Raw genomic sequence first — 12,818 nt, 5'->3', positions numbered from 1 at the left:
TATGAAGACAAAGACATTATTAAGCATAAAATTTTTAACATTATTCTCTCTTATTTTTCTTCTAAACAGCTGTACTGATCTGGATGAAGTTTTTTTAGATGAAATACCTGGAAATACAGTTTCAGATCCTGCAGGTTCACTTGCTGCCGCTTATGACAGGTTGGGTGACGGAACTTTCGTTGATCACGGAGCCATTTTTGCCATGCAGGAATACACTACAGATGAAGCTATTTTACCAACTCGTGGAAGTGACTGGGGAGATGGCGGAAAATGGAGAGATATGCACGAATTTACCTGGAGCTCTACTAATGCAATCATTGTAGGTAACTGGGATTTATTAACAAATGGTATCACACGTTGTATAACAGCTATACAATCGGCGGAACAAAGTTCAATTCCTGAAAAGAAATTATATGCTGCAGAAGCAAAAGCACTTATGGCTTTTTACACGTATACTACTTTGGATTTATACGGACAAGCTCCATATAAAGATCCAATGGATACAAAAGCGACTTTACAAATTTTAAAAGCAGATACTCAAATCGATAAATTAATTACAGATGTTGAGGCTTTAATTCCTGATTTAGCTGATATTGGAACGCAAAGAACTTATCAGGGAAGATTTACCAAACAAGCCGCTTATGCTTTTTTAGCCAACATGTATTTAAATCGTGCGGTATTCAAAGATCGTTATAATGCATCATCAAATTTCAATTTTAATGAACCAGCCGTAACGGGCAGTACAGGAACAGATATGGATCGTGTAATTTATTACACTTCTTTATTAATCGATTCAGGAAGATTTAGTTTAGAAAGTGACTTTTTCAAAAACTTTGCAAGAGACAACAACAATGGTAAAGAACTTATTTTTGCCATTTCTCAAAAAATAGATTACATCCGTAACGGTTCAAACAGTTTTGCTTATGTGTGCATGGAGCGTAATCAGAGAGCATCTGCTGCAAACAGAGGAACAAATGCTGCTTGTATAACTCCTGAATTCTACGCATCATGGGATGGTAATCATGACGATCCAAGATTCGAACAACATTATCAATATGCTGACGGTACATGGTTTATGAACGATGGTACAGATGTAAGTGTTCCCGCAACCGATATTGTACCAAAAAGCAGCCCGGCGTTGCCTTGGTTCCATTTCAACAGAGGAATTCAGGCTGGACTTCAATACGGACCTATATTATTGCCTTCAGGATCTCTTGAAATGGTAGGTAACCGTATCAAAGTTTCTCCATTATTTATGGAAAAAAGTACGGGAACAAGAATGAATTTTACACCATCATTAACCTTTGCAGACCCTACTAAATCTGTTTTTGCTCAAAACGAAATCAACCAGGGAGCCCGTGTTTTTAAATACGAATTCGATCCGGAAGGAGGAAACGGTAACAGTAATGTCGATATTCCGTTATTCCGCTTAGGAGGAATTTACGCCATGAGAGCCGAGGCCTATTTTAGAAAAGGAAGCTCAGGTTTAGCCATGATCGATCTTAATACATTGCGTACCAGCAGAAAAAGAGAATCTTTATTTGGCAATGCACCAGGAAAAGCACTTACTTCTTTAGATGCAGCACAATTGTACAAAGAATTAGGTTTTGAGTTGTACTGGGAATTACAAAGAAGACCACAAAGTATCCGTTTTGGAAAATTCGATTTAGCCGGAACTGCAAAAGCTGCTTCTCAACCCTTTAGAAGATTATTTCCAATTCCGCAAACCGTTATCGACCAAAAGGTCTTCAAACAAAATCAAGGATATAATTAAAAATTTTGTGTTAGTTTATTTTTTTTTACAAAGAGCCTGTTTCGAAAGAGACAGGCTTTTTCATTTTAATTCAGGTATACAATCTTGTTCCATCTTGCAAAACCTTAGAATCTTAGCATCTCAGCATCTCAAAACCTTAAAAATAGGGGCATGCCACCATCCCGATAAGAGGGCAAAGTTACTTTGCGCGTATACGCCCTCTTATCGGGATAGGGGCATGCCACCATCCCGATAAGAGGGCAAAGTTACTTTGCGCGTATACGCCCTCTTATCGGGATGCTGTCGGGCTTTCACTGCTACTTCGGTAGCTTAGCTCTATCCCTCATGCGCGCGCAGTTTTCATAAGACGATTTAATTTATTTATTTTTCAAGAATAAAAAATTAACTCTTTCATAATCAAACCCCCAATGTTGTCATTTCGACCGAAGGGAGAAATCACACAAGAAACTCCACAAACAATGTCTTCAGTCTTTATCGACCAACGAGTGTTTTTTCCCGTCGATCAAAGTGACAAGATTACGGTTATGCTGATCGTAAAAGTAAACCGTTAGACGCACTGCTGTGCGTCTCTACCAAGAATCATTATCGATTATTAATTATCAATTATTAATTATCAATTATTAATTATCAATTATTAATTATCAATTATTAATTATCAATTATCAATTTATCATTGTCGATTCGTTATCAATGTTAATTATTAATCAAATTGCATAGTCATAATAAAATACACACATGCTTAATGGTAGAGACGCACAGCAGTGCATCTAAAGCCCAATTGGCACGTCCAATTAGAAAACCTCTGAACCTTTGTTTCTCTGGATCTCTGAACCTTTTTCCATTAAAAACACGTAGTTATAATATAAAAATCCGTTGAGATCTTATAATATGTGAAGCCAGTTCTATAACTAAATTTGACAGTAATTTTCAACCTTCGAAAATTCAGAAAGTATAAAAATTCAATTACCAATAATTTCAAAAAATACCATAAGATGATACATCAAATCGATACAACAGACAATATTGTAGCTTTCAGAGCTTTGGCAGAAGTAACTAAAGACGATTTTCTTACCGCAGTTATTCCTGCTGTAGAACATTTAGTAAAACAACAAAATGAAATCAATTTTCTATTAGTTTTAGATACCGATATTCAGAATTTTACTGCAGGTGCCTGGCTTGAAGATGCTTTATTGGGATTAAAACACCTCGGAAAATGGAACAGAGCGGCTATCATCACAGATTCTGATGAAATAATTACTTTCACCAACGGATTTAGTTATGTTGTTCCCGGAGAATTTAAAGGATTTAAAAAACTCGATTTTAATAAAGCCTTAAATTGGGTTGAAGGAAATATTGAGATCAAATAATCCCATTTAAAAAGTAAAAATATCATGTAAAAAGAGTCTTTTTAATTATTTTAAAGGCTCTTTTTTATTATTCAAACCATTTATAAAAAAGCAAGCCACAAATTCATGATTGTACATCTTGAATTTGTGGCTTTTATTTTTTGTTGTTTAATGAGAGATTAGTGTAAAACAAAAAAACATGAAATATAGTTTAGTGATTGTATTCGATACCACTACTATCAGTAAGTTCTTTTTTTGCTTTACTAACTTTTGTAAATTGTTTGTAAGCTGCTGAAGCTAATAATGGTAAAGCAAGACCTCCAATAAGATTACCTACTTTATTTTGTCCTGCTTTTTTTAGTACAGCGCCAACGATAAGAGAACTAACTCCGGCGCAGGCAAGCTGTTTTGCAGAAAGGTTTGGTATTGTGTTATTTACTTTTTCCGGAGTAATTCCGTGCAATAATGGATCTATAAAATTTAAATTTTCCATACGTTTTCAATTTATTTAGTTATACTTTTTTATACAGATAGCTTATCACTATCATTTTCGTTCACAATTTTTTCGATTTCTACTTTTTCTTTTTTAATAGCCTGTCTAAGCAAAGCAAAAAGGCTCATATAGACATTAGCCATAAAAACAAGCGAAAATCCTGCCAAAATGTAGCCACGCCAATCATTTAGCAAAAGTTTATAATTACAAAAGATTAAAAATGCGATTGTGACATAATGACTAAAACAATATTCGCAGGTAAAAAGATAAAAAGCCTTTCTTGACAAAATTGTCCTGTCATTTTTAGAATGTTTTACACACCATTCGCGCGGCTCCTTAAATATTTCTTCATGCGTTACAGTCCAGCTGATACAAGCTATGGGGATAGCCAGAACAAACAACCAGACGATTTGAATTGTTATATCCATCATACAAATTCATTTTATTAATCAATTTTAATTGGGTTAAAACCAATAATTTAAAATTACATTAATTGTATTAGGAAAGATTACATAGTTTTAATTTTTTATTATAAATTTTACAGCAAAATTCCATTTCAATATACAAAAAAATAACCGTTAAGTTTTTAAATCTTAACGGTTATCTATTTATAATATTTCATGATTTTTAGAAATTTTCCGGATTCGTACTCGGAAAAGGATCATGCGATACTTCGTCTAAATCTTCTTCTATATCTCTCAAATTCTCGTCATCTTCTGAATCATCATCATCAAGATCGCCGTCTTTCTCTACCGCATCATCCAAATCTTCCGGATCTTCATCGTTTGTTATTTGATCCTCATCATTAGTAATGGGTTCGCCGCCAGGATTATTTTCGTTTCTGTTATAATCATTTGTCTGGTGATTGACGTCATCTATAAATTCTTCCTGAATCTGGTATTTTTCATCTTGATTCGCATTTTCTTTGTCGATAAGAGTATCTAAGTCCTGATTAAAATCACGATTTTCCTGACCGTAATTTTGATTATTTGTATTTTCCATAGTTAGTGTACTTTAGAATTAATTACTTTTTTGTTGTCGAAGGCTTCTTCGCATCTTTCTCATTCGTTTTAGTCTCCTTTTTTGGAGAAGTCTCTTTTTTTGTAGCAGTTTCTTTTTTGTCTGTAGCCTTTGCACCAGAAGTGCTGCTTTTTTGATCTGTAGTTTTCATGATATTTTTTTTTAGTGATTCGTTATAGTACAAATCTACCAACTAAGAACTGCTGATTTCTTACAAAAAAAGATATTCTACTTGTATAATTAACAGCAAGTTATAATGTAAGTTTTTTTATTAATGATATAACTTTTTACGAGATATAAAAATCTATTTTCTTAAAAAGCAAATCAGTTAATTGTTGCTGATTATCAAATGTTTAAATGATGTAATTTTTGACAATAATCATGTAAGCTGTTGGTTATATTGTAAACTACATTTGTCAGGCTTGTTACAGTTTGTATTTCTCGATAACTACTTTATTAAATGAGAATATAAGCTGTTTTTTAAATCATTTTAAAAATCCTAAACAACTATCAAAAAAATGAAAAATTCAAAGAAACCAAGTCAGGATCATGCTGATGAAAAACAAAGAGATTTAGAACTGAATAAGTCAAATGCTGACAATCAGTTTTTGACCACCAATCAGGGAGTAAAAATTAATGACAACAACAATTCACTAAAAGCAGGCGAAAGAGGCCCGTCTTTACTGGAAGATTTTATTCTTAGAGAAAAAATCACCCATTTTGACCACGAACGTATTCCGGAAAGAATCGTACACGCAAGAGGTTCTGCAGCTCACGGTTATTTTGAATTGTATGAGTCGATGGAGAAATATACAAAAGCTGGTTTTCTTAATGATAAAAGCATCAAAACGCCTGTATTTGTACGTTTTTCTACTGTTGCAGGTTCAAGAGGTTCAACTGATTTAGCGCGTGACGTACGCGGATTCTCGGTTAAATTTTATACACAGGAAGGAAATTATGATTTGGTAGGAAACAATATGCCTGTCTTTTTTATTCAGGATGCCATGAAATTTCCTGATTTAATACACGCCGTAAAACCGGAACCACATCACGAAATGCCTCAGGCAGCTTCTGCGCACGATACGTTTTGGGATTTTATTTCGCTAATGCCGGAATCGATGCACATGATTATGTGGGTCATGAGTGACAGGGCGATCCCGAGAAGTTTAAGAATGATGGAAGGTTTTGGAGTGCACACTTTTAGATTCATCAATAAAAATAATGAATCTCATTTTGTAAAATTTCATTGGAAACCTAAATTAGGAACGCATGGCGTTGCTTGGGATGAAGCACAAAAAATCTCCGGTAAAAATTCTGATTTTCACAGACAGGATTTATGGGAAGCCATTGAAGAAGGAAACTTTCCTGAATGGGAGTTAGGAGTGCAAATTATTCCTGAAGCCGACGAACATAAATTCGAATTTGATCTTTTAGACCCAACCAAATTAATTCCGGAAGAATTAGTTCCCGTGCAAATTATTGGTAAAATGGTACTGAATAAAAATCCGGATAACTTTTTTGCAGAAACAGAGCAGGTTGCTTTTCATCCGGGACATGTAGTGCCTGGAATCGATTTTTCTAACGATCCGTTATTGCAAGGAAGATTATTCTCTTATACAGATACACAATTATCAAGATTAGGAAGTCCTAATTTTCATGAAATCCCAATCAATCGTACGGTTGCGCCGATGCACAACAACCAGCGTGACGGGCACATGCGTCAGGAAATTCCAACCGGCCGTGTGAGTTATCATCCTAATTCATTAGGCGGAGGCTGTCCATTTCAGGCAAAAATAGATGAGGGAGGTTTTAGTAGTTTCAACGAAAGAATCGATGCCCAGAAAGTTCGTGCAAGAAGCGAGAGTTTCTCAGACCACTTTAGTCAGGCAAAACTTTTCTTTAACAGTCAAACGCCAATAGAGCAAAATCATATTGCAGACGCATTGTCTTTTGAATTAGGAAAAGTAGAAACAAAAGCCATCAGAGAACGTATGCTGGGACTAATTTCTCAAATCGATAAAAATCTGGCGGCAAAAGTAGCCAAAGCATTAGGTATGAATGTGCCAACTGAACTTGAAAAACCAATTAATCACGGTGTTGGAGCTGATGATGACGGGAAGCAAGAACCTAAAGAAGTAAAACAATCTATTGAAAATTCAGATGCTTTAAGCATGTTGAAAAATCCAACTATTTCGAATACTATTGCAACGAGACAAGTGGCTTTTTTATGTGCAGAAGGTGTAAATGCCGAATCGGTAAAAAACATGAAAATGGCCTTAAAGGATGCCGGAGCAAAAGCAGTAATTATTGCCCCGCATTTAGGCACCATTGTATCAGAAGAAGGTTTGGAAATAGCAGTAGATCAAAGTTATCTAATTGCCGCTTCGGTATTGTTTGATGCTGTATTTGTTCCAGCAGGAAAAGGAATTCCGGCGCTTAAAAACAAAAAAGAAGTTGGCGAATTTATAAAAGACGCGTACCACCACTGCAAGTTTATCGCAGCTGAAGGTCAGGGTGTTGAGGTACTTCCGTTAAAAGATGATGTTCAAAAAGATGCGGGAATTTTAACCAGCGAAAAAATAGGAGATAAGGCTTTGGCTACTTCTTTTATAAAAGCAATGGGAAGACACCGTTTCTGGGAAAGAGAAGAGTTATTAAAAAAAGAATAATTCTTTGATTTGATGAAATTTATTACATAGAAAAAGGAGTTTTTAAAAGAATTGATGTTTCTATGTGTTTTAATTTTCTCGCAGATTTGGCAGATTTAGCAGATTTTATTCTAAGAAACTAAAAAGTAATATGCTGTTAAAGAAAAAGTTTATTTTTTAATACTTTGAATCGTAATTTCAAGTATAAAAAAATAAAAAATAAAAAAGAATCTGCTCAATCTGCGAGAAAAAAATTAAAAATAAAAACCAAAAAAATTACTGAAATGTAATTTCTAATAAGCAGTAAATGAAAAAATTTTTCTACCATAACAGTTTGTCAATTGTGTTCCTGTTACTTTTTATCGGCGCCTTTATAGGTCAGGTATTTTTTGGTATTGAAGAATATAACAAAGAGCTTTTAGAAAACGGTGGTCATGCACTTACGATGAGTAATTATCTGACCACCGGACATTTCATTGAAGCTACTTTCGAAAACTGGGAAAGTGAGTTTCTGCAAATGGCTTTGTTGGTATGGCTGACTATTTTTTTAAAACAAAAAGGATCATCAGAATCTAAAGGTTTCGATGGAGATGAAGAAGTAGATCGTGAACCTTCTGCACAACGAAAAGGTGCGCCATGGCCGGTTAAAAAAGGAGGAATTTGGCTTTATCTATATAAAAACTCATTAACAATCAGTTTGTTTTTGTTGTTTTTCGCTTCTTTTATACTTCATTTTTATGGAAGTTTGAAAGACGAAAATACCATGAATATCTTAAAAGGAAATCCAACACTTTCTATCATGGATTATTGTAAGGAATCAAGATTTTGGTTTGAATCTTTTCAGAATTGGCAAAGCGAATTTCTTTCGGTTTTTGCTATTATCGTTTTGTCTATTTTTTTACGGCAAAAAGGCTCTTCACAATCTAAACCTGTAGACGCACCTCATAGCGAAACAGGAGAATAAATAAGTATAATTAATTATGTAATAATATGGCTTCAGAAAAAGTAATAGCATGTTGCGAGGCTTTAATAAATAAAAATTGGACCATTAGTTTTGTAGAAAGTGCCTCGGCAGGAAAATTAAGTTATGAATTTTCTACCGTGATCAATTCAGGTCAAATCCTGATTGGCGGAATGGTTTGTTATCATACTTCAATGAAAGAAGATTTACTTTTAATTCCGCAGGGAACAATTCAAAAACATACTGCAGAATCCGCCATTGTTACCAAGTTAATGGCACAAAATTTTCATCGATATGTTATGTCTGATGTTTGTGTTGCCTTAACAGGACTTACAACGCCTGGTGGAAGCGAAACACGAACTAAACCCGTAGGAACTATTTTTATTCATATTATTTTTCCGGATAAGCAAATCTCCAGACAATTTACATTTAAAGGAAAACCTGAAAGTATCGTTGATCAGGCTATTGATGCAGTTTCAGAATTAATTTTGGAAGAAGTTCAAATTTAAAAGCAATACAATTTTAGGACTATAAATACGTTAAAAAATGTAATGCAGCAAAATTTTAACGGATTAAAAATGCTACATTTACCACGATGTCATAACTGTTTTTTTTACATTACTTAAGGCATTACTTAAATAGCATATCGTTCGAAAAACAAATTATATTACCACAATCTACAATGACTAATAATTTAGATCCTACTATAACTATTGATTTTTTAGATAATTTAAAAAATCAAACAGCAACAGCACATAAAAAGCTCGAAAGTCTTCCTGTTTCAGCATCTATACTTTCTCCTCAAATGAAAATAGCTGATTATTGTCTTTACTTATCGTTGATGTTTGATGTGCATTACAGCACTCAGGAGATTATTTTTCCTTTATTAAAAAATCATATTACAGATTTATCAGAAAGAGAAAAAACGCAGCTAATTGAAAAAGATCTTTCTTTTTTAGAATACACAAAAAGCAACACAGTTTCGGTTTTTACTAATCAGGATATAGATGTTCCTTTTGCACTGGGGATTATGTATGTCATAGAAGGATCTACGCTTGGCGGACGTTTTATTTTAAAAAATATAGAAACAATTCCGGGATTAGATCAGCAGGAAGGCGTTTCGTATTTTACAGGCTATGGCAATAAAACAGGCAGTTATTGGAAAACGTTTCTCAATCAGCTTACTGCTTACGAACAACAGCATAACTGTCAGGCCGAAATCATACAAGGTGCTGTTTATGCTTTTGATAGTATTTACAACCATTTTTTAAATAGCGTCGAGAATGAAAATTAAGGATATTGTTAATCGTGATTTGGTCACGCTAACAAACTGTGAACATGAACCTATACATATTCCGGGAAGTATACAGCCTCACGGTTTTTTGCTTGGAATAAATCTGGATTGGCAAATTGAATTTTGTTCAGCGAATATTAATGTATTTCTCGATTTGGTTTATGAAGACGTATTAGGTCATAAGTTTAGTAAAATATTTGGAGCACCAGCACAAAAAGAGCTTTATGATTACGTACACAATCAAAAACAACAACTTGTTTTTCCGCTTGAGGTACAACTAAAAGGTGTAGCATTTCAGATCACCATACATAAATCAGGTGCCATTTACGTTCTTGAAGCAGAACCACAATCTACAGGAAGAGAACAATTGGCAGATATTTATGCGCAGACGATTCAGTTTGTGTCTAATATGAACAATACAAGGTCATTAAAAGAGTTATGCGCACTTGTTGCAGAGGGAACAAGAGAAATAACAGGCTATGACCGTGTCATGATTTATCGTTTTGATGAAGATTATAATGGTGAAATTTTTGCCGAAAATTGCAGAGAAGATCTCGAGCCATTTTTAGGACTTCATTATCCGCATACTGATATTCCGGTTCAGGCAAGAGAATTGTATATGAAAAACCTATTGAGACTTATTGTTGATATTGGTTATGAAGCGGTTCCTATTTTTACCATAGATGACAAGGAAAATAAAAATCTTGATTTGAGTCTTTCAAGCCTTAGAAGCACATCGCCCATTCATGTTGAATATCTTAAAAATATGGGAGTTGGTGCAACGCTTACTATTTCGCTTATTCATCATGACAGATTGTGGGGACTTATTGCCTGTCATCATTATTCGCCTAAAAACATTTCTCCTGAAATTAGTTTGGCGGCCAAACTTCAGGGACAATTTATTACTTCTCAAATCGATTTAAGACAGTCGAATGATGAATATGAGATTGCACGTAAAACAAATAAAGCCCTGGAACGATTAACAGCTTTAAATATCCCATTAGAACATGAATCTTTTGAAATTATTTGTGCTAATCCTGAATTGCTAAAACTTTGTAATGCTACAGGAGTTTCTATTTGTATAGGAAATAAAATGTATAAAAACGGCATAACTCCATCTAATCAGGAAATCGATAAGATCATTCTAAGCATGCGTGATAAGGAGTACGGAAAAACATTCAACACCAATAAAGTAAGCAACTTTGTACCGGATCTGGAGAGTTATGAAGATGTATCCGGAATAATTTATTACGCCTTAGGCAATGGCAATAATATTATCTGGTACAGACCGGAAACTGTTGCTGTAATTAATTGGGCAGGAGATCCTGAAAAAGCGATTATTATAGATAGTAAAGGACTGCATCCTCGAAATTCATTTAATTTATGGAAGCAAATCATAAAACATCAAAGTAAAGCATGGTTGCAACCGGAACTAAATGCAGCAGCAACTTACGCGCATTCTCTTCATAATCAGATTATCATGTTATTGCTTAGTGAAGAAGAAGAGAAATACCGAAATCTTAGTGATGTATTGAAAGAAACAAATCTGGAACTGGAAAATATTAACTGGATTAGTACGCACGATTTACAGGAACCTTTACGTAAGATTCAGTTTATTACTTCGAAAATATTATCAGATACAAATGATATTCCTTCCGTAGCCGTGATAGATTCGTTACAGCGAGTAACAAAATCGGCTAACCGAATGCAGAATTTATTGATCGATATCCTGAAATATACCCGAATAAAACATACCAAAGAATCTCTTCAAAAAGTAAATCTTAATACTATTATGGAAGAAACTTTGCAGGATATGAAAGAGATAATTCACGAAAATAAAGCAACTTTTGAATGCGAAAATCTTCCCGATGTTCATGCTGTTCCATTTTTAATGAAGCAGCTGTTTTCTAATATCATGCAAAACTCATTAAAATATGCTTCTTTAAACAGGCTTCCGGTTATAAAAGTAACAGCTTCAAAAGAACCCGAAATCAATGAATATTCTAATAAAGTATATTGTAATTGGGTAACTTTTAGTGATAACGGTATTGGTTTTGAACAGCAATATGCCGAATCTATTTTTAAAATATTTACCAGATTGCATACGCTCGAAAAGTACGATGGCTCAGGAGTGGGACTCGCTTTGTGCAAAAAAATTATGCAAACCTGCAACGGAAATATCCGTGCTGTTGGTAAACTGAATGAAGGAACAGAAATTACTATTTATTTTCCTTGTGATCCGAATGACTCTCTGATTCCAAATTGATTTTAATGAGTCAGATGGCAGAAAACTAATAAAAACAAAAGTCGTAAAAGTAATGCCTTTACGACTTTTGTTTTTTAGATTATTTGCGACTATAAAGTAAAGAACCATTCCTAATTGATTTTTTACTCAATTCTCCTTTCTCGTATAAGTTTTCTAAAATGGTTGTCGCTTCAGCATAAGAGAGATCCAGAATTACTGCATATTCTTTTGGAGCTAAAGTGGGATAAATTTCAAAAAGAGCTAACGAATTTTTAGCTATAAATGGTTTCTTTTTGGCTTCAGGATATAAGGCCAATAAAGCATTTTCGTAAGAAGCGTAAGGTTTAGAACCATAAACCGTTAGCTGATTATTATTTCCGTCAGAAAAAAATAAAGTTGGAAAACCTCTTACACCCAGGGTTTTTGCATAAGTTAAATCTTCCTGAAAAAGAGTTTTTGCCTTTCCTTCATAATCAGTTTTTAGTTTATTAATGTCAAGACCGGCAAGTTGCGCAGACTCTGCAATATTTTCCCATTTTGCAATATTTTTCTTTTCGAGATACAATTTCTCACGTAGCATTCGCATAAAAGTAATTGCTTTTTCTTTGCTCTGAATTTGCGCTGCTTTCACGGCAATACAAGACGGATACGAAGAGTCTAGCGGATCTTCTATCCATACATTTCCGTCAATAGGCATTTCGTAATACAGACTTGCTTCATCCCAATGATGGGCAACATCTGAGGGTTTGCTTATTCCGCCGCTGTTGTAAGACCAATCGGGTAGGAGACCGCCCATTCGGTAATCAATATCAATGTACGCGCCATATTCCAGTTTTAGTTTTCGCAATTGCGGTTCAATTCCCCAACACGAAGAGCAAATGGGATCTGTGTAATACACTATTTTTACAGGTTTATTTTCTGTGGCAATGGTGCCTCTTTCATTAAGTTTTTCGTCAATAGGTATTTCGCAAGTTCCGGTTTCGGGATCGCACAATAACGTATTTATTTTGTTTTCGTTCATTTTAGTGATAATTTGC

Annotated in this window: 12 protein-coding genes; 7 read left to right on the top strand and 5 right to left on the bottom strand. The window is 34.4% G+C overall.

Going from position 1 to position 12,818, the window contains the following annotated elements; all coding sequences use genetic code 11:
- Position 1: 1 nt before the first annotated feature.
- Positions 2–1,774 carry a RagB/SusD family nutrient uptake outer membrane protein gene (locus B0M43_RS19615; RefSeq protein WP_078007848.1) on the top strand — a complete coding sequence of 591 codons (1,773 nt, stop codon included), beginning with the start codon at positions 2–4 and terminating at the stop codon, positions 1,772–1,774.
- A 992-nt stretch (positions 1,775–2,766) separates the two neighbouring features.
- Entirely contained in the window at positions 2,767–3,141 is a 375-nt protein-coding gene (locus tag B0M43_RS19610; protein ID WP_065448932.1) for an STAS/SEC14 domain-containing protein, read from the top strand.
- A 190-nt stretch (positions 3,142–3,331) separates the two neighbouring features.
- On the opposite strand, the gene B0M43_RS19605 is transcribed toward B0M43_RS19610, so the two are convergent.
- The 4 genes from B0M43_RS19605 to B0M43_RS24515 form a co-directional block, all read right to left on the bottom strand.
- Positions 3,332–3,613 (bottom strand): hypothetical protein, encoded by a 282-nt coding sequence (locus B0M43_RS19605; protein ID WP_078007847.1) that lies wholly within the window; start codon positions 3,611–3,613, stop codon positions 3,332–3,334.
- A 29-nt stretch (positions 3,614–3,642) separates the two neighbouring features.
- Positions 3,643–4,044, bottom strand: coding sequence for a hypothetical protein (locus B0M43_RS19600; RefSeq protein ID WP_243397510.1), 402 nt, complete (start codon positions 4,042–4,044; stop codon positions 3,643–3,645).
- Between the two features lie 196 nt (positions 4,045–4,240).
- Complete coding sequence (locus B0M43_RS19595) at positions 4,241–4,615, bottom strand: hypothetical protein (protein ID WP_078007846.1); 375 nt, start codon at positions 4,613–4,615, stop codon at positions 4,241–4,243.
- Between the two features lie 22 nt (positions 4,616–4,637).
- Positions 4,638–4,784, bottom strand: coding sequence for a hypothetical protein (locus tag B0M43_RS24515; RefSeq protein WP_158596305.1), 147 nt, complete (start codon positions 4,782–4,784; stop codon positions 4,638–4,640).
- A gap of 367 nt (positions 4,785–5,151) precedes the next feature.
- Between B0M43_RS24515 and B0M43_RS19590 the strand changes: the two genes are divergently transcribed.
- The 5 genes from B0M43_RS19590 to B0M43_RS19570 all read left to right on the top strand — a co-directional run bounded on the left by B0M43_RS19590 (position 5,152) and on the right by B0M43_RS19570 (position 11,802).
- Positions 5,152–7,302, top strand: a complete 2,151-nt coding sequence (locus B0M43_RS19590) for a catalase (RefSeq protein ID WP_078007845.1) — start codon at positions 5,152–5,154, stop codon at positions 7,300–7,302.
- Between the two features lie 286 nt (positions 7,303–7,588).
- On the top strand, positions 7,589–8,245 hold the full coding sequence (locus tag B0M43_RS19585; protein WP_078007844.1) for a DUF6766 family protein: 657 nt from the start codon (positions 7,589–7,591) through the stop codon (positions 8,243–8,245).
- A 26-nt stretch (positions 8,246–8,271) separates the two neighbouring features.
- Positions 8,272–8,751 carry a CinA family protein gene (locus B0M43_RS19580; RefSeq protein WP_078007843.1) on the top strand — a complete coding sequence of 160 codons (480 nt, stop codon included), beginning with the start codon at positions 8,272–8,274 and terminating at the stop codon, positions 8,749–8,751.
- A gap of 173 nt (positions 8,752–8,924) precedes the next feature.
- On the top strand, positions 8,925–9,536 hold the full coding sequence (locus B0M43_RS19575; RefSeq protein WP_078007842.1) for a biliverdin-producing heme oxygenase: 612 nt from the start codon (positions 8,925–8,927) through the stop codon (positions 9,534–9,536).
- Positions 9,526–11,802, top strand: a complete 2,277-nt coding sequence (locus B0M43_RS19570; protein ID WP_078007841.1) for an ATP-binding protein — start codon at positions 9,526–9,528, stop codon at positions 11,800–11,802. Before B0M43_RS19575 ends, B0M43_RS19570 begins: the two co-directional genes overlap by 11 nt.
- Positions 11,803–11,881: 79 nt before the next feature.
- Here the strand turns inward: B0M43_RS19570 and B0M43_RS19565 are convergent, their stop codons facing one another.
- Positions 11,882–12,802 carry a DsbA family protein gene (locus B0M43_RS19565; protein WP_078007840.1) on the bottom strand — a complete coding sequence of 307 codons (921 nt, stop codon included), beginning with the start codon at positions 12,800–12,802 and terminating at the stop codon, positions 11,882–11,884.
- Positions 12,803–12,818: the final 16 nt, after the last annotated feature.

It is taken from the genome of Flavobacterium sp. KBS0721, from assembly GCF_002007065.3.
Classification (GTDB): domain Bacteria; phylum Bacteroidota; class Bacteroidia; order Flavobacteriales; family Flavobacteriaceae; genus Flavobacterium; species Flavobacterium piscis.
The sequence above is the reverse complement of the archived record's forward strand: the minus strand, read 5'-3'. Positions and strand labels throughout refer to the sequence as shown.

Bases quoted from the DNA above. Each gene is read 5' to 3' on its own strand.
- B0M43_RS19615 (WP_078007848.1), top strand. From the start codon at position 2: ATGAAGACAAAGACATTATTAAGCATAAAATTTTTAACATTATTCTCT.
- B0M43_RS19610 (WP_065448932.1), top strand. From the start codon at position 2,767: ATGATACATCAAATCGATACAACAGACAATATTGTAGCTTTCAGAGCT.
- B0M43_RS19605 (WP_078007847.1), bottom strand. From the start codon at position 3,613: ATGGAAAATTTAAATTTTATAGATCCATTATTGCACGGAATTACTCCG.
- B0M43_RS19600 (WP_243397510.1), bottom strand. From the start codon at position 4,044: ATGATGGATATAACAATTCAAATCGTCTGGTTGTTTGTTCTGGCTATC.
- B0M43_RS19595 (WP_078007846.1), bottom strand. From the start codon at position 4,615: ATGGAAAATACAAATAATCAAAATTACGGTCAGGAAAATCGTGATTTT.
- B0M43_RS24515 (WP_158596305.1), bottom strand. From the start codon at position 4,784: ATGAAAACTACAGATCAAAAAAGCAGCACTTCTGGTGCAAAGGCTACA.
- B0M43_RS19590 (WP_078007845.1), top strand. From the start codon at position 5,152: ATGAAAAATTCAAAGAAACCAAGTCAGGATCATGCTGATGAAAAACAA.
- B0M43_RS19585 (WP_078007844.1), top strand. From the start codon at position 7,589: ATGAAAAAATTTTTCTACCATAACAGTTTGTCAATTGTGTTCCTGTTA.
- B0M43_RS19580 (WP_078007843.1), top strand. From the start codon at position 8,272: ATGGCTTCAGAAAAAGTAATAGCATGTTGCGAGGCTTTAATAAATAAA.
- B0M43_RS19575 (WP_078007842.1), top strand. From the start codon at position 8,925: ATGACTAATAATTTAGATCCTACTATAACTATTGATTTTTTAGATAAT.
- B0M43_RS19570 (WP_078007841.1), top strand. From the start codon at position 9,526: ATGAAAATTAAGGATATTGTTAATCGTGATTTGGTCACGCTAACAAAC.
- B0M43_RS19565 (WP_078007840.1), bottom strand. From the start codon at position 12,802: ATGAACGAAAACAAAATAAATACGTTATTGTGCGATCCCGAAACCGGA.